8 protein-coding genes are annotated in these 18,710 nt (G+C 43.0%); 2 read left to right on the forward strand and 6 right to left on the reverse strand.

Annotated elements, in window-relative coordinates; genetic code table 11:
- On the reverse strand, nt 1–1,368 hold the full coding sequence (locus ABDW02_RS03055) for a M20/M25/M40 family metallo-hydrolase (protein ID WP_343631961.1): 1,368 nt from the start codon (nt 1,366–1,368) through the stop codon (nt 1–3).
- Nucleotides 1,369–1,543: 175 nt separating this feature from the next.
- Nucleotides 1,544–4,498 carry a T9SS type A sorting domain-containing protein gene (locus tag ABDW02_RS03060; RefSeq protein WP_343631963.1) on the reverse strand — a complete coding sequence of 985 codons (2,955 nt, stop codon included), beginning with the start codon at nt 4,496–4,498 and terminating at the stop codon, nt 1,544–1,546.
- Nucleotides 4,499–4,604: 106 nt separating this feature from the next.
- Here ABDW02_RS03060 and ychF point away from each other — a divergent pair, with 106 nt between their 5' ends.
- Together ychF and ABDW02_RS03070 are read left to right on the forward strand one after the other, a co-directional pair.
- A complete protein-coding gene (gene ychF / locus ABDW02_RS03065; RefSeq protein ID WP_343634248.1) occupies nt 4,605–5,696 on the forward strand; it encodes a redox-regulated ATPase YchF in 1,092 nt (363 codons plus the stop codon).
- A gap of 243 nt (nt 5,697–5,939) precedes the next feature.
- A complete protein-coding gene (locus tag ABDW02_RS03070; RefSeq protein ID WP_343631965.1) occupies nt 5,940–9,740 on the forward strand; it encodes a T9SS type A sorting domain-containing protein in 3,801 nt (1,266 codons plus the stop codon).
- 234 nt (nt 9,741–9,974) lie between these two features.
- Here the strand turns inward: ABDW02_RS03070 and ABDW02_RS03075 are convergent, their stop codons facing one another.
- The 4 genes from ABDW02_RS03075 to ABDW02_RS03090 form a co-directional block, all read right to left on the reverse strand.
- Nucleotides 9,975–10,664, reverse strand: a complete 690-nt coding sequence (locus ABDW02_RS03075) for a hypothetical protein (protein ID WP_343631967.1) — start codon at nt 10,662–10,664, stop codon at nt 9,975–9,977.
- Nucleotides 10,665–10,686: 22 nt separating this feature from the next.
- Complete coding sequence (locus tag ABDW02_RS03080) at nt 10,687–13,758, reverse strand: SBBP repeat-containing protein (protein ID WP_343631968.1); 3,072 nt, start codon at nt 13,756–13,758, stop codon at nt 10,687–10,689.
- 291 nt (nt 13,759–14,049) lie between these two features.
- Nucleotides 14,050–15,492: an efflux transporter outer membrane subunit gene (locus ABDW02_RS03085; protein ID WP_343631969.1), complete on the reverse strand. Its 1,443-nt coding sequence runs from the start codon at nt 15,490–15,492 to the stop codon at nt 14,050–14,052.
- Nucleotides 15,482–18,691, reverse strand: coding sequence for an efflux RND transporter permease subunit (locus ABDW02_RS03090; RefSeq protein WP_343631970.1), 3,210 nt, complete (start codon nt 18,689–18,691; stop codon nt 15,482–15,484). The genes ABDW02_RS03085 and ABDW02_RS03090 overlap by 11 nt, the downstream gene beginning before the upstream one ends.
- Nucleotides 18,692–18,710 lie beyond the last annotated feature (19 nt).

Raw genomic sequence — 18,710 nt, forward strand, 5'->3', positions numbered from 1 at the left:
TTAGAGGTTTTTGTCCAGTAAATAAACGAAAGCGGCCATACTTGCGCAACCCAGTTCCAGTTCGCGCTTGTTGACACTTTCAAACACATCGCTTGCTGCGTGGTGGAAATCGAAATAGCGCTGCGAATCCGGAACAAAACCGAATAAAGGGATTCCTTCGTAATGTAATTTTAAAGGGCTGATGTCCACACCTCCGTAACCCGCTTCGAAATGATGCAAATCATAAGGTTTCAGTAAGGATGCAAATCCTTTGATCAGTTGCACGTAGGATTCTTTTCCGTCGCATTCGAAACCATCCGGGCTAAATCCGCCGCGGTCACTTTCCACGGCTGCAATCTGCTTCTGGTTTTGCTCTTTTGCCCATTTTGCATACGCATGTCCGCCCTTGTTCCCGTTTTCTTCGTTCATGAAGAAAACCACGCGGATCGTATGTTTGGGTTTGATCCCCGAAGCTTTCAGAATGCGTAATGCTTCCAGGCAGTGAACGATTCCCGCTCCGTCATCGTGTGCACCTTCACCTGCATCCCAGGAATCCAAATGTCCGCCGATTGTAATCACTTCATTGGGTTTTTCGCTTCCGGTCAGTTCTCCCATTACGTTAAAGGAAGGCTCATCCGGGAAATCGCGGCAATCCATCTCCATGATCAGGGTTACTTTTCCTTTTTGCAGTGCTTTTGAAAGTTCGTTGGAGGAACTGGTGGAAAGTGCCCCGGCCGGGATTTTGGTGACTCCGTCTTCGTAATACATGGAACCTGTGTGCGGGAAATGATCATCCGGCATTGCCAGTGAACGGATAACGACACCAACAGCTCCCAGTTTTGCCCCTTCCGCAGCACCTTGTCCGCGAATACCATAGCATCCGCCGTAAGCTGTGAAAGTACCGATATCAGCAGGATTCATGGGCTGGTTCAGGAAAACGATTTTTCCCTGTACACTTGCTTTCGATGCTTTTTTCAAATCTTCCAGGGATTTGAACTCGATCACTTCTGCTTTCAGCATTCCGTTTGTACCGATTGAACCTCCCAATGCCAGGATATCTACCGGAACGGCATCACCCGCCCCGCTTTGTATCCAGGCAACTTCCTTGTTTCCTCTTTCCCAGTGCGGAACCATGACAGGCTGCAGGTAAATTTTGTCAAACCCGTAAGTTTCCATTTTCCGTTTTCCCCATTCAACGGCCATTTGGGCTTGTGATGAACCGGAAAGACGAGCTCCTACACCTTTACATAAGGAACGCAAGTCCTCATAAGACTTTCCGCGAACCAGCGCTTCATCGAAGAACTTCCGGATTATGATCGAATCGTTTTGGGAATAAGTGTTGCTTAAACCGAATAGCGCTGAAATAAGGAAGAGTTTTCGAAATAACATACTTTTTTGTTTGGTGCTTCGCGAAAATAGGAAAAGAATTGAGTCTTATTACTTCTGTCTATGATACTTTATCCGGAAATTATGTTTGGCCTTCTATAAGCCAGTTGAAATAATATAATGGCGGGAAGTTCTTATTGAAAGTCCCGCCATTTGAAAGCTTTATGAAATTGGTCTGTTACATGATCACCACTTTTTTGGTATAAGATTTAACTGGAGTCACTACTTTTAAATAGTAGACCCCACTGGTCACTTGACCAAGACTTATTTTCATATCCCGATGAGATTCACGATTATTAAAGTTGCGATTAAACATTTGTTTGCCCTGAACATCTGCAATCGTTATGTTTATAATGTCCTGATCAAAATTTTCAGAAAAAGAAATAGTGAATTCTCCGTTGTTTGGGTTTGGATATAAGGTGATTGCCTCTTCCAATTCCAGATCATGAAGCATTTCAGAATTATTATTGGCCATAATGAGAGTAGTACATGGCCAGGAACTTGCAGGATTGGGTCTGAATGCATACAACCCACTTGTAAAGTTAAAAGCAGAGTTATTTTTAATTGCTAAAAGCTCTTGCTGACTTGCGTTAGGTGTGGTTTTTAAGAATAGGTATTTAGATGTTGCTGAAGTAATGCTCCAATCCGAAATAACCGGATAATTGACGCCATCCCATGAGCTTGAAGCATTAGAACTGGTCCAATTGACAAAATCAAAAATCGCGCAAGCAGATGAATTAATTCCTAGAATTTCATCGCTTTTATCGGAATCAAAATTACCAATCACCAGATTATTTCGATACGCATATAAACCGGAGTAATTGGTTGCATCAATCCAATAGGGAGAAGCACTGGAGTTCACCCATTTCCATGTATTAGTTGCGCTATTCCAGGTCGGTTTGAATAAAGCCATAGCACCATTAGGTAACACACTTCCTAAAACCTCTTTTTTTCCGGTACCATCAAAATCACCTGCGATCAATTGGCTTCTATATGGCGTAAGGTAACTTAATTCATACCCTGCACCCGGATTATTTGTTTGTCCCGAATTGGATTGTACCCAGGTCCAAACATTATTTACCAACTCAAATGTGGTGATCCAACTCCCGGATACTCCCATTATCGCAGCTTTTCCCTGGTTGTAGAAATCTCCTGAAATGACGTTCTGATAATAAGGGGCCATAGCAGCCATCGGATTACCGGTTGTTCCATAATTTGAATCCATCCACACCCATGTTGCATTGACCGGATTTGTATTCGGAGAAAACTTAAACCAGGTTGTCCAACCGGCTGAGGTTGCATTGATACTTATAACATCGTCTTTTTTGTCACCATCAAAATCACCAACTACCAGGTTGTTCCTGTAGGGGTAAATGCCTCCGCCATTCGCCGAATTACTCTGATTATCCCAGATCAATGTCCAGTTTGAAGAGAGATTATGATAATTACCACCGATTGAACTGAATGTTTCTTTGTAGGTGTAGATTGCCATTCTATCATTGTTATTGCTTGTATATCTTACGCAAAGTAAATCTTCTTGCCCGTCACCATTAAAATCTCCTTTATAGAATTTATCATTGGGAGAAGAAATCCAATCATTGTTGAGTACGCTAGTCGTAGAATTGTTCGACCACTCTTTTGCCCAGGAGTTATGATTTACTTTAGTTAATGTATGGTTTAAAATGGAAGCTGATGGATTATTGATTGAAATGTTTGAGTAACCCGGATAGGAAACACTAAGATTAATTAAACCTGATCCGCTTGTGCCAATTCTATAGTATCCGGTTGCATCGGTGAAAGTCATGAAATTTCCATAAGCCCCATCTTTACCTATAACAACTGCATTTTCTATTGGATTACCATTGTTGTCTTTTACATATCCCTGACCCTTAAAGACAGATCCGTTGAAGACCGTATAATAGTTGCTTGGTTTTGAACAATTACCGGTGTTTTGAGATAAGGTGTTATACGCAATAAATGGAGAAGGATTAGGATTTGTAGCCGGGTAAGCCACTTGTTTTGGAGCGCCTTCAGTATTTCCTGAATAGGGATAAAATAATCCAAAATGATCTTGGAGTGGATCTCCCCAGTGAACCTCCTGGTATTGCCACCAGGAATATCCTTTGCAATTACAATCAACTGATTTTTGCAATGTATGTTGAGTATATGCTAATTGATCTGCTTCTGTTCCGACATTAGGGGCTGTTGGATTGGCCATTCCACTATAACCGGTTTCTCCAATAATCCAAGGCATATGAATGGTTTTTCCGAGCCAATAGAGGAAAATATCCATATTATTCTTAGCTGTAGTGAGATTTGTGTTTGTGGTATAGAGATGATAGGAAACAAAATCAACCTTCATTAAAAAAGGATCGTATGCATACAGGTCCCAAGGTGCTTGTAATCCAATGGTCGTTAAATGGTTCGGATCATTTTTTTTAATGCAATCATGCCATTCATTGATCATTTTGGAAAGATTGTATTTGTTATTAGGTCCGCTTGCGATCAACCCATTGTGAGGTTCATTCATTAAGTCATAGGCCATAACAGCAGGGTTTGAAGAAAAATTAGCAGCCACTGAACTTATGAAGTTTTTGTAAGTCGTGTTGTTATTATCCATGTACTCGGCACCCCCTCCGAGCATATAGATAACCCGCAAATTAGCTGTGCTTATTTGAGTGAAAAATGTATTTAACAGATTAAAATAAGTAGCCTGATTTCCTGTAGGATACTGATAAACAGGAGCATCGTTTGTTCCGGTATTAAGTAATCCAACACCAACCAACCTGATTTCAGTGAAACCTAAACTCCTGATGCGATTTAGGTCGGAAATCAACTTGTTTTTGGCAATAACAACCGTGTTGGCAGCATTGTTAGGGTCGAATTCCCAGCTCAAAGTACCCGGATTGGAAGAGTATTGCCTGGTTGGAGATATATACCAATTACCGGACGGATCCTGTACGAATTCAATAGTATAATTACAAACCAGCGGTTTGTAAGCCGAACCATTGACCCTAAACTCATAAGTGCTGGAGGTATTTTGACAATTAGTAATTTGCACGTTCGTTTGGGCAATACTGAAAAAAGTAAAATGCAACAAAACGACCATGATTGACCTGGTGATTGTTTTCATCGGTTGATTCTTTAAGATTTAGACTTCTAATATAAGTTTTTTCTGTAAACGATCCAATTTTACTTTTTAAATTATAAGTATCTTTGCAAAAATTTTTTTTATGGCATTGAAATGCGGAATTGTTGGTTTGCCGAATGTAGGTAAGTCGACTTTGTTTAATTGTTTATCCAACGCTAAAGCGCAATCTGCGAATTTTCCTTTCTGTACGATCGAACCGAATGTGGGAACTATTTCCGTTCCGGACCCGCGTCTGGAGAAATTGGAATCGATGGTAAACCCGGAGCGAGTGGTTCCGACGACTATGGAAATCGTAGATATCGCAGGTTTGGTGAAAGGAGCTTCGAAAGGAGAAGGGTTGGGTAATCAATTTTTGGCAAATATCCGTGAAACCGATGCTATTTTGCACGTGTTGCGTTGTTTTGAGGACGGGAATATTATCCACGTCGACGGGCGTGTTGACCCGGTAAGCGACAAAGAGATCATCGACATCGAATTGCAGTTGAAGGATTTGGAGTCTATTGAAAAAAGAATCCAGTCTTTGGCACGTGTCATTAAATCCGGAGATAAAGAAGCGGTCAAGGAAAATGACCTGGCGTTGGCGATCAAAGAAACTCTTGAAAAAGGAAAATCTGTTCGCTCGATGGATTTTGATGAGAACGAGCGCGAGATCGTGAAAAAGTTCCAATTGATTACTTCCAAGCCGGTGATGTATGTTTGTAACGTGGAAGAGTCTGCTGTTAAGACAGGAAATGCACACGTGGAAGCAGTTCGTGAAGCGGTGAAAGACGAAAATGCACAGATTTTGATCGTCGGAGCAAAGATCGAAGCAGATATTTCCGAATTGGAAACTTACGAAGAGCGCCAGATGTTCCTGGAAGAATTAGGATTGGAAGAACCGGGGGTGAACCGTTTGATCCGTTCGGCTTATGCGTTGCTGAACCTGCAAACGTATTTCACGGCAGGAGTGAAGGAAGTACGCGCATGGACAGTTCCTGTAGGTGCAACTGCTCCGCAGGCGGCCGGTGTTATCCACACGGATTTCGAGAAAGGATTTATCCGTGCAGAAGTGATGAAGTACGACGATTATACCACTTTGGGTTCCGAAGCAGCAGTAAAAGAAGCGGGGAAATTCAAAGTAGAAGGAAAAGAATACATTGTGCAGGACGGAGATATCATGCATTTCAGATTTAATGTGTAAGCTCTTAATGAAGTATACTGATTTTGAAACCCCGGCATTTATCGCCGGGGTTTTTTGCATATAATAAGCAGTGTTCGATATTGTTTTACAGATATGAATTCACGAAAAAATTAAAAATCTGGTTATCAGCAAGTTCAAAATCCGGCCTTTTGCAGTCGTGAATTCATCCTGTTTTATACTTCTAAATTCCCCGTAAACCCTTACTGAATGGCTAATTTTGTGCCTGGTTTAATAAGAATTTGTATGAAATTAACAGCATTAACACTCATTTGCACCCTCTTTCTGATGGGAGCAAGGGCACAATCATTAAGTCCCGTATCATTGGAACAACTGGTGAATACAGACATCCCCACGACACAATACAATAGTCAGGTCGCCGCCGACCCAACGGGCGGCTACGTGATTATCTGGACTACCCAGGAATCCGGGGGAGCGGTTATGGGTCGCCGATATGATAACACACACACCGCAATTTCAGGCGAATTAACCATCAATGCGGAAACTTCGAATAACATCAGTATCGAGCATTGGAAAGCCGGGAAATACATTGTTTCATACCTCGAAGGCTTTAACCTGAAATTTGCTGTTTTGGACGCAGCGAACGTCATGGGCGCAGAGGTATCAGTGATCTCGTCCACTTCCAGATACGATCTTTCCCCGAAAGGAGATTCATTGGCTTTTATCTACAATAGGACCAGCAACGATCAATTGTATTTGAGAGGATACAACCTGGCTTCCAATTCCTGGCTGAATGCAGAAATGCTGGTAACAGAGGTCGGATCGGCAGATTACGATGAACCGAACATCGTGTATCACACCAATGGACGCATGACGGCAATTTACCACATGTATATCAATACTTCCGGCTGTTGTACATATGACAAAAGAGTAATGCGTAAAACTTTCAGTAGTTCCTACGTTGCAGAGATTCCTGAATATGCCTTGTGGTCCATCGATTACCAATTTAACGTGGGGTATGACCTGGATGCAAGCGGAAATAACAATAATGAGGTGATCGTTACAACCACACATGGTACAACCTCTTCGCAGCGATACATGCGCATGTGGATTTTAGGAAATACGGGTACACCCATTGTCAACAATGCGGTAATGCTTCCTGTGGTAACCACCAACGATTGGTACGATTATATTAAAGGGTATTTGTATGATAACGGGGATTTTGTAATCGCTAAAACGATTCGAACTGGAGGTTATACGAATCCGAATGGAAGTGAAGCATACGTTATTTACGGAACAAATTACAATGCAAGCAACAGTGGACTTTTACGCATGAACAGTACATTGTCGGGTGACCAGGTACATACCAATGTGGCAAAATTACCCAACGGAGGATTTGTAGGATGTTGGTCCGGAAACGGTTTCCAGGGCGATACACAAGGAATTTATTCCAGGGCTTACAATGCAGTGGCATTTCCAGGTGTTGTATTCAGCAATGCAGGAGCATACACGGTTAGTGAAGCGGGAACCACTGCGACTATTGGTGTTACTCTTGCTACTCAGCCAACAGCGAATGTAACGGTAAACCTGAGTTCATCAGACTTAACAGAAGGAACAGTGAGCCCGGCTCAGTTAACGTTTACAACCTCAAACTGGAACCAGGCACAGAATATTACCGTTACAGGAGTTGACGATACAGCCGACGACGGAAACATTTCTTTCAACCTGGTGGCTTCAACTACCGGAAGCACGGATGCAACTTATTCCGGTTTGGCGAATAAAACCCAGGCGATAATCACTTTGGATAATGATGCAACGATTACCATGCCTGCTGCTCAAAGTTTTTGTAAATCCACAGGAATGAGCGGCGTAAACGCGATCTTTACGAATGTTGGTTCTGCTATTACATCCGTAACCGGTGCAAGCAGCGACCAATCTGTTGTTGATAACAGCGATATTACCGTAAACAACTTAGGAAGCGGAACGTATGGGATCACGATCAATAACCTGAATAACAATGTAACCGGAACGGCACAAATCACATTAACGGCAACTGACGGACAATTTAATTACACGGGAAGTTTCAGCATTACTACTACGGGAGTTAACCTGGTAGTGAATGCATCTTCCAATGCTATTTGTGCGGGAGAATCGGTGACACTTTCAGCTACCGGCGGACAAAACATTTCCTGGAGCAACGGTGTTGTAAACAATGTGGCTTTTACGCCTGCTGCAACAACAACTTATACCGTAACGGCAGACAATGGTTCAGGATGTAACGCAACTGCGACTCAGACGATTACTGTGACACCTGTTCCTGCCGTTCCTTCGATCAGTGCAAGCGGATCACTCGCTATCTGTGGAAATGGTGCTGTAACACTGACTTCTTCCAACGCAACAGGAAACATGTGGTCAACAGGAGCAAATACCCAAAGTATTACGGTTTCAAGTACCGGAACTTATACCGTTTCGGTTTCGAACGGGGCATGCTCCGCAACTTCTGCACCGGTGGCAGTAACTGTGAACCCGGCTCCGGCAGCACCTGTTATTACCCCGAACGGACCAACTACTTTTTGTGACGGAGGTTCTGTAACGCTGACTTCCTCGCAAGCGAACGGGAATACCTGGTCAACCGGTGCCGCTTCTCAAAGTATCACCGCAACAACTGCTAATACTTATGTATTGACTTACACAGATGCAAACGGCTGTACTTCTCCGGCAGCAAGTATATTGATTACGGTAAACCCTGTTCCGGCAGCACCTGTTGTTTCTACAAGTGGGCCAACGGCCTTTTGTGCAGGCGGATCGGTAACACTGACTTCGTCTTATGCTTCCGGAAATACCTGGTCGAACGGCTCAACGGCGTCCAGTATTACTGTTTCCAACGGAGGAACTTATTCGGTGACTTATTCGAATGGCGGAGCTTGTTCGGCAACTTCAATTCCTGTTGTTGTAACTGCAAACCCGGTTCCGGCAGCACCGGTAATCACTCCAAACGGACCAACTACTTTCTGCGACGGAGGTTCGGTAACGCTGACTTCATCACAGGCAAGCGGAAATACCTGGTCTACAGGAGTTAGTTCCCAGAGCATCACTGCTGTAACAACCAATACTTATGCATTGACCTATACAGATGCAAACGGTTGTGTTTCACCATCAACAAGTGTGTTGGTTACCGTACAAAGCGCACCGAATGTTTCAGCAGGATCGGACCAAACGGTTTGTGAAGGCGAAATGGTAACATTACTTGGATCGGGAGCTACATCTTATTCCTGGACAGGTGGAATCACCAACGGGATTAGTTTCCCGATCACGAATCAAACGACTTTCCAGGTAACAGGAACAGGAAGCAACGGATGTACTGCAACAGACCTGGTAACTGTATTCGTAAACAGTGCTCCGAATGTGAGTGCGGGACCGAACCTGGTTGTTTGTAACGGGGAATCAATTACACTGAACGGAAGCGGCGCGGCAACTTACGATTGGGATAACGGAGCTGTAAACGGAGTTTCTTTTGTTCCGACTTTGGGAACGACAACTTATACGGTGACCGGTACCAATGCTGCAGGTTGTGAAGCCGAGGATGAAATGACCGTAACGGTGAATCAATTGCCGAATGTGAGCATTTCAACTATTCCGGTTTTCTGTTTATCAGATGGTCCGGCAGCTTTAACCCAGGGAACACCTTCAGGTGGAACGTATACAGGAACCGGAATTACAGGAGTTATTTTCACTCCTTCAACAGCAGGCCTGGGAATTTTTCCGGTAAGTTATACTTACACAGATATCAATGGTTGTGAAAATACTGCTCCGGGAACGATCACGGTAGATCAGTGTTTGGGAATCGATGAGCAAGCATTGGCAGAGTTATCGGTTTACCCGAATCCTACAACCGGATTGGCAGTAATCGAATTTCCGGGAGTGTTCAGCTACACGGTAACAGATGCGCAGGGTCGAAAAGTGCTGGAAGGAAATGCTTCTGACAAAGCACCGGTGGATCTATCCGCTTTCAGTGATGGCGTATACCAGGTAGTGATTCAAACTGAAAATGCTTCTACCAGCCTAAGAATGGTGAAGAACCAATAAAAAACGTTTATTTGATCGAAAAGGCATTCGTTACTCAGCGGATGCCTTATTTGTGATGTTCCGCTTCAACAACCTGATCAGGTAGAGAGAAATATAAAAGATACTGACAGAAACAAGGTGATAAGTTAATCCTGAGTCAATGAATGGGAGATTGTTAAACATGTTGACTCTGTGTTAGATAACCAAAGAAAAAAGCATCACGCAAGTGATGCTTTTTTAATATTAAATTCGACTTCAAATATTAAACACAAAATAAAGAGCTATCGGTTGAGAAAACGATGTGTAAACACTCTTTGTGTTCGGAGCTATTTCATCCGGTAAATCCGGGAATCCTGAAAGTGGGGTGTAAATGTTACGTGTCTTGTATTTAGAAAAATTTACGCTGAAGTTTGCTTCAGTCAATAGGCTAATCCGATTATTTATTCTGAATCTAAACCCTAAAACCGGTGCGAAACCATAAGTTACTGAATGGTTTTCAAAACCTACAGCGTAACCACCATTGAAAAATGCTGCTTCATTCCGTTCACTTCCAATAGACAGTCTAAAATCCAAGCCGTAAAAAACCTGCCAGCGTTTAGACAACTCTGATTTAAATTCCCATCCCAATCTTGAATCTACCGAATTGGATTTACGTTTGTAAATACTCGAATCACCCACCATTCCAGGAATTTCTTCATCAGAAACTTGTCCTCCGATTCCAAAACGGATATTCCCGGGTTCAAAATACCGGCGGTAAGTGAGGTAATAAGTAGGCGAATAGCTATAATCCGAAGTGTTCTGGAATTTCGTGAAAAAACGAATAGTTCCCGTAACATCAATACCAAACTCATTCTTGTACTTATGAACTGAATCATTTTGAGACAAGCCATTCTGTGCCAGAAGTAAGCATCCGGAGAGTATGATAAGCAATTTGTTTTTTTTCATTTTGAATTAGTGTTTTAGTAGTCTATCGGATTACCACTCTTTTACTTAGCTTATTGGTTCCATCCCCAATATTAACAATATAAATTCCATTAGAAAGATTTCCAAGGGTAATAAATTCTGTTAGTTGACCATTTGAAACGGTTGATGATTTGGAATAAATCCGCTGACCAATAACGTTGATTACTTCTATATTGATTTTTCCCTCTAATTTAAGGTTTGATCCTACGATTGAAAAATTACCTGTCGATGGATTCGGATAAACTGTAAGATTTCCATTCGTTTCATCATTATCCAAATCATGAAGACCCAAAACGACATCGGTTAAATCGAACTGAGCAAGAAAACCATCCGTCCAGGCAAGCGGTAGGTCCATAGCACTTCCGGAGTTGTCATATTGGATATATGCGTTGGGTGATGCTGTTAAGTCGACAGTAATTGGAAAGTCCTGATTTGAATTGGTACTTCCACCAATGTACAATATTTGGTCATTATAGACAGTAATACCATTTCCATAGTCGTTGGATGCGGCATTTACATTAGAACCGTTATAATACCATTCTCCTCCAAAATAAGTTCCCCATCCGTAAGCAAGCCATGGATTCAGTCCTAGAATAAAGCTATCGTAATGAACTCCGGTCGGATCATTTTCAAGTACCGGTTGATTGTAATTTCCATTTAAATTTTGAAGCGGAAAATTGGTGCTTTTAGACATCCCGATCACGTAAACATTACCAGCGTCAGAAATTTCTACATTTCCGCATTGATCATCGCTTGAACCACCAAAATAAGAGGAGTAATACAGAATGTGCCCACCTGTGGTTTCAGTAATAAATTTCAACACAGAGATAAATCCATCCGATGCACCACTTAATGTGTTATTAAAATGGATTTGCGGATTTGAAAGCGATTGCAAAGGGAAAGTAGTTGAATTACTTTTGGTTTGGCCTGTAATGAAAAGGCTCGTGGTAGATGGATTGTAATCAATTCCCAAACCTAGATCTTCTCCGGCTCCTCCAAAGAAACTTGACCAGCGAAGTACGTCTGAAGAATTGAATTTTGCAAAGAATGCATCCGAAGCACCTCCCTGATAGCTCGCTTGGTAGTCGTTTAGTAATTCAGCAGTCATAGGGAATGAATTTGTATTGGTTCCTCCGGTTGTACCTACAATGAAAAGTTCATTCTGACTAGTTTGAGGATTAAAAATAGTATTCATTTCATTAACTACTAAGTCATTGTTTCCAAACATAGTTGACCAGGTTAACGCATTAGCCGCGTTGAATTTAGCAATGAACCCTACTTTTGTTCCTGTTGTACTTTGCGAGTATTGTGAACCGGTTGCTACTATCGGAGAACTGGAAACTCTTTTTCCTTCCCCGGCAATGTAGACATTCCCGGAATTGTCCGTAGCAATACATTTACCTCTGAAATCAGCATTGGTTGTATGTTCACCGAATAGAGTAGCCCAGGTACGTGCGCCGTTACTCTGATTGAATCTATATAAAGTCGCATAGGTTGCATTTACGGTAGAAGTTGAAGGAGCAAGATTGTAAGCTCCAACCTTTGTGAAAGCGAGAAATTTATTGGGTTCTGAATATACTCCGGTTAATCCGGTTACATAGACATTTCCTAATTGATCTGTTGCAATTCCACTTGCAAGTTCTGTTTGCGCCCCGTAAATAGTACTCCAATTTCTTTCTCCAAGAGGCTTGTGACTCCCAACTATAATTCTTGTATAGTAAGTCGTTGATGGTGAATAAACTGTTTGTGTTGTGTGTGGAAAAGTTAACCCTGTTGTGTAACCTGTGAAATAGACATTTCCTGAGCCGTCGTGATCAATATCCTCGATGTAATCGTCTTCTGTGTTGCCATAATAAGTACTCCAAAGAAGATTGTCTATTGACTTCGGTGCTGCTGCTGAATGCCCTTGGTCCATCACAATGATAAGAGGTTCAGTACCTGAGTAACCTACAATTTGAAAACCAATTGTAGAATCATCCACTAATTCATATTCAGCATTGCAAAGAATTGCCTGAGGAAAGCCCGTAGAGTCAATCGTATAAACATGGGGTTTTTCAAATTCCATAGTACCCAATGTAGATTGGACATAAAGGTGATTTAGACTGTCTATTATCAAAGAGTCTAACCCATCGAATTGTAAACGGATATTTTCGGTTTTTGCACCAGGATAAATAATAAAATAGTTTTTCAATCCATTTTTATTGCTGTATTGGTGATAATCAATTTTGTCGTATATGCCATTAAGCACAACTCTGCTGTATGCTTTATTCTTTGTTATTCCATCCGGAATGTGGGGAAGGTAATAATTAGTAAATCCTGCTACTTCTTCTGTTTTAAAAATTCCATAATCCGCATTTGCATTTAGAAAGGTCATATCCACTTTCTGATATGCTTTTTGGGATGATTGTTCACCTACAAACACGTAAGATATGCGGTCTTCACAAATAAAAACACCCGGATTGGAATGATCATTATATATTTTCACTTCTTCTGCGACATCACCGTTTGTATCTAAAAGTTGACCGCGATTAACTTCCATACCCCAGCCCGATGTAGGAGGCTCAATCAACATATCCGGTGGGATCACCAAGAATATTCTTTTGATGGAAATTGAAAATGTAGATGGGTCGGTAGAGTTATTAGCTGTACAACCGGCTCTTGAACAGGTCTGATTTGGAACCTTTCTGTCAACCCGGATGAAATATGTTTGTCCAATTGAAAGGTTGGAAGCGTTGAGATCAATGTTTAATAACTTGGCTTCTGAGTAATGAGGCAATTCATCCTCTGCAATCATATTAAGACCGGTACAACTCCCTGAAAACAGTTGTATAGAATGAATATGTGGTACGTTAAGTCCATATTTCGCGGTTTCCAAGGAAATATTGACATAGGGACTTGTAGCGGTAAACTCAAACCAAAAAACAGTATCGGCAGTTGTATGGTTGGAGTAGTCAGTAGAATCGGTTGGAATAAGCGTAATAGCATCACTACAAGTGGCACCTGTTTGTGAGAAGCTATTGTGGGACGCAAAAAGTGCAAACAGCGCAGTAATAGCGAAAAGTTTAGTCTGTTTCATAAGTAAATAGTTGGGTCCAAAAATGTAGATAGGGATTTTGAACGGTAGTTAATAATTGTTGTGAATTAGTTTTCTGTTGCTAGGCGAAATACCCAGGATGGAATAGTGATTTTTTCTGTGTTGTGAATTAACGGTTTAATTTTTACTAAAGTAGAAATTTTTGAATTCGGAAAATTTTTCAATTGAAATTTAACATTGTAAAATTTGCTTCAAATCATCCATTAAATAAAAAAGCACCGATCCACTGACCGATGCCTTTTTACTTATCCATTTAAATTTGACTTACGGTGATTATTTCCATCCGCCACCAAGGGCCTGGTAAACACTTACCATGTTATAAAGTTGTTCCTGTTTGATCTCTACCAGGTCAAACTTGGCTTCGATAGCGTCGCGCTGTGTCATTAAAACTTCCATGTAATCTGCTTTCGCGGATTTAAACAAGTTTGTGGAAATGGTAATCGACTGATTCATCGCATCCACTTGCTTTAATTTCAGGTCATAACTGTTTTTCAAATTCTGAACTTTTGTGACCCGGTTGGCTACTTCGATGTATGCATTCAGGATCGTTTGTTCGTATTTGTAAACCGCCTGGAATTGTTTGGCGTTTGCAGAAGCATACTTCGCCTTCAGCGCATTTCTGTTGATCAACGGAGCTACCAGATCACCGGCAATGTTATACAACAAGGACTGCGGCGATGTTATCAGGTACTTGACATTGAAAGCCTGGTAACCAACTCCGGCAGTAATGCGCAGGGAAGGGTAGAATTGAGCCCTTGCAACTTTCACATCCAGGTTCGATGCTGTCAGGTTCAATTCAGCCTGCCGGATATCCGGTCGGTTTTGAAGCAATTGGGAAGGAATCCCGTTGTAAATCGTATCCGGAACCATTTGCTGGAAAGCTGTTGAGTTGCGCTGAACCGGTTGCGGGAAGCGTCCTACCAGGAAGTTGATGCGGTTTTCTGCCTCGACGATCTGCTGCTGGATGTAAAATAAGTGGCTTTGGTTCTTGTAAACCTCCGCCTCAAACTTCTTCACGGCCAATTCGGTTACTTCACCGGCAACTTTTTGCAACTTCACGATTTCCAGCGCATTTTTCTGGATCTCCAGGTTTTGCTGCAGGATCATCAGTTTGTTATCGTATGCCATCAATTCGTAGTACGACTCCGAGATTTCAGCCACCAGGTTGGTAACCATGAAGTTTTTACCCTCCACACTTGCCAGGTAACGGGATGCAGCTGCATCTCTTCCGTTTCGCAATTTGCGCCAGATATCGATTTCCCAGGAAGCATTTACGCCTACCATTAAATCTCCAAGCGGTTCGGGGAAAGCTTTCCCGTCGTGGATCGGCAGGTTTTTCTCCACTGCTCCGTCACGGGTGTATTCACCGACTTTTTCCACACCGGCCCCAACGCGAACACCGGCTGAAGGCAGGTATTCTCCCTTTTTGGCTCTTACTTCTGCTTTTGCCACATTGATCTCCTGCATGGTGATGTTCAACTCCTGGTTATTTTTCAGGGCAGTATCAATCAATGCAATCAGGTACTGGTCCTTGAAGAAATCTTTCCATTTGATGTCGGCCGTATTGGTGCTGTCTTTGGAATCAGAACCCGGATACGTTGCAGGAGTCGATTTATTTTCCGTCTTTAAAGCTATTTTCAGGTCTTTACATGCGGTGACACTGACTGCCAGTGCTGCAATGATGAACCAGCTTCCTATTTTATTTTTAGTGCGCATTGTCTTCAGTTTCATCGGTTGTTGGAAAATTGTCTATTGCATGAACGAAGTCCTCTGTCAAAGAGCTGTCATCTTCGTTCTTGATCAGTTTGCGGCCATCAGCCAGCGTACCGAAGATGTAGTACAGACCCGGGATAATGATTACTCCGAAGATCGTTCCGAAGAGCATTCCTCCCAGTGCACAAGCCCCGATCGTTCTGTTACCGATAGCTCCCGGACCGGTTGCAATAACCAATGGGATCAACCCGGCGATGAACGCAAAGGAAGTCATCAAAATCGGACGGAAACGCACTTTTGCACCTTCAATGGCCGCTTCCAGAACGGTTGCTCCTTCGTGGTGCTTCTGCATGGCGAATTCCACGATCAACACGGCGTTCTTACCTAAGAGCCCGACGAGCATGACTAATCCTACCTGTGCATAGATGTTGTTCTCCAATCCCATTAATTTGATCAGTAAGAACGACCCGAAGATCCCGGCAGGAAGTGAAAGAATTACAGCCAATGGAATGATGAAGCTTTCATACTGTGCCGCCAATACGAAGTATACGAAGATCAATACGACGATGAAAATGTACAAAGCTTCGTTTCCACGCATGGTTTCGTCTTTTGAAAGTCCTCCCCAGTCGATGTCGTAACCTCTCGGCAATGTTGATTTGGCAACTTCCTGTGCTGCTTTGATCGCTTCACCGGAACTGAATCCTTTTGCAGCAGAACCACGAATGGATGCGGTTGTGTACATGTTGTAACGGTTGATCTCGTTGGCTCCCTGTGATTTCACGATTTTCATAAAGGAAGAGAAAGGAACCATTTCGCCGCGGTCATTTTTCACATATAGTTTCATGATATCTTCCGGCAATCTTCTGTATTCCGGAGAAGCCTGAACGAATACCTTGAAGAAACGCTGGTACTTGATGAAACCAAGTTCGTAAGTACTACCGATCAAAATGGAAAGCGTGTTCATCGCGTTTCCGATGGAAACTCCTTTCTGCATCGCCAAATCGTTGTTGATCTGAAGTTCGTATTGCGGATAATTCGCACTATAGAACGTGAACAGACCTGTGATTTCCTTGCGTTTGCGCAATGCATTCATGAATTCCGTATTCACACGTTCCAATTCCAGGTAATCACCCGTGTTGGTCTTATCCAGCAACTGAAGAGAGAAACCTCCCGCTGCACCATACCCCGGAACCGCCGGCGGATCAAAGAACTCGATGGTTGCACCCGGAATTACTTTCGCTTTTTCTTCCAGTTCATAGATGATTTCCTGCACGTTATGCTTTCTTTCCGACCATGGATCCAGGTTGATCAGACAGGTTCCGGCATTGGAACCACGACCTTCCGTCAATACCTCGTATCCCGCAAGGGCAGAAACGGATTTGATACCATCTACTTTTTCGGCAATTGCCTGCAGTTTTCGTGCAATATCATTGGTTCTTTCCAAAGTTGATCCCGGAGGTGTCTGGATAATCGCATAGATCATTCCCTGGTCTTCACTCGGGATGAACCCGGAAGGCAGTTTCTCACTGAGCCCGAAAATACCCAACCCGAATGCAATCAGGATAATGGCGGTCACCAGTCGCCGGTTTACGATCTTATTCAATAACCCGACGTATCTTCCGGTCATTTTCTCGAATCCTCTGTTAAACCAGTCCAGGAAACGGTTGATCGGTGTCTTCTTGCGTGGTTTCCCGTGGTTGTTTTTCAACAGCATCGCACAAAGTACCGGTGTCAGTGTCAATGCAACCAACCCGGAAAGAACGATGGAAGTTGCCATGGTAATCGCAAACTGGCGGTAGAAAATACCTACCGGACCCGACATGAACGCTACCGGAACGAACACGGCCGTCATCAATAAGGTAATGGCGATTACGGCACCACTGATCTCTTTCAATACTTTCTTCACTGCCTGGTAAGGCGAAAGGTGTTCTTCTTCCATCTTGGCGTGAACGGCCTCGACGACGACGATGGCATCATCGACCACAATACCGATCGCCAGTACCAATGCGAACAGGGTGATCAGGTTGATCGTTAACCCGAACATTTGCATGAAAATGAACGCACCGATCAATGAAACCGGAACGGCAATGGTTGGAATAAGGGTAGAACGGAAGTCTCCTAAGAATAAGAATACTACCAATGCCACGAGGATAAATGCTTCCCCAAGGGTGTGAAGTACTTTTTCAATGGATGCATCCAGGAAGTTCGAAACGTCATAACTGATCTCGTACTCCATTCCCGGAGGGAAGGAAGTCTTTTTCAATTCTTCCAGTTTCTCTTTCACGCGTTCGATGACCTCTGTTGCGTTACTTCCGTAAGTTTGTTTCAATACGATCGCTGCAGAAGGATATTCATCCTTGTTGGAGTAAATATCGTAGTACTCACTACCTAGTTCTACCTCCGCTACGTCTTTCAGTCGCAGGATTTCCCCGTCCGGATTGGAGCGGATAATCACATTCTTGTATTCGTCTGCTTCGTTGAAACGGCCTTTGTAGGTCAATACATATTCCAGTGCTTCCGCACGTTTACCGTCACTTCGCCCGATACGTCCCGGAGACCCGATGACACTCTGGGAGTTCAGGGCTTCCATGATTTCGTCGGTGGAAATGTTGTAAGCCCGCATACGGTCCGGCTTCAGCCAGATACGCATTGCATACTGGCGGCTACCCAAGATACTTGCCTGACCAATCCCGTTAATACGCTGCAATTCAGGAATCATGTTTACCCCGGCAACGTTGAAAATGAATTTCATGTCGGCTTTCGGGTCCTTACTGTACAGGTTGACGTACATCAACATACTCGGCATGATCCGGTTCACGATAACCCCTTCACGCTGTACGAGGACAGGAAGACGGTTCAATACCTGTGCAATACGCGTATTCACCTGTACCAATGCCTGATCGGGATCTGTTCCAAGGTTGAATACGATCTGGATATTTGCTTCCCCGGCACTGGTTGCATCGGAAGTCATGTATTTCATTCCCGGAACCCCGTTTACGGCTTGTTCCAGTGGAATCAGTACGGATTCTGTCAGTACTTTCGCACTCGCTCCCGGGTAGGAAGCTCTTACGATAACTGTAGGCGGTGCAATCTCGGGGAACTGTGAAGTTGATAACCCACTGATCGCAAGTACACCCATGAAGATGATGACCAATGATAGCACGATTGCTAAAACAGGTCTGTGTATGAATTTATTAAACATAATCTGATCGGATTAAAGT

This window comes from Fluviicola sp., from assembly GCF_039596395.1.
Taxonomy (GTDB): domain Bacteria; phylum Bacteroidota; class Bacteroidia; order Flavobacteriales_D; family Crocinitomicaceae; genus Fluviicola.

Bases quoted from the DNA above. Each gene is read 5' to 3' on its own strand.
- ABDW02_RS03085 (WP_343631969.1), bottom strand. From the start codon at position 15,492: ATGCGCACTAAAAATAAAATAGGAAGCTGGTTCATCATTGCAGCACTG.
- ABDW02_RS03075 (WP_343631967.1), bottom strand. From the start codon at position 10,664: ATGAAAAAAAACAAATTGCTTATCATACTCTCCGGATGCTTACTTCTG.
- ABDW02_RS03055 (WP_343631961.1), bottom strand. From the start codon at position 1,368: ATGTTATTTCGAAAACTCTTCCTTATTTCAGCGCTATTCGGTTTAAGC.
- ABDW02_RS03090 (WP_343631970.1), bottom strand. From the start codon at position 18,691: ATGTTTAATAAATTCATACACAGACCTGTTTTAGCAATCGTGCTATCA.
- ABDW02_RS03060 (WP_343631963.1), bottom strand. From the start codon at position 4,498: ATGAAAACAATCACCAGGTCAATCATGGTCGTTTTGTTGCATTTTACT.
- ABDW02_RS03070 (WP_343631965.1), top strand. From the start codon at position 5,940: ATGAAATTAACAGCATTAACACTCATTTGCACCCTCTTTCTGATGGGA.
- ABDW02_RS03080 (WP_343631968.1), bottom strand. From the start codon at position 13,758: ATGAAACAGACTAAACTTTTCGCTATTACTGCGCTGTTTGCACTTTTT.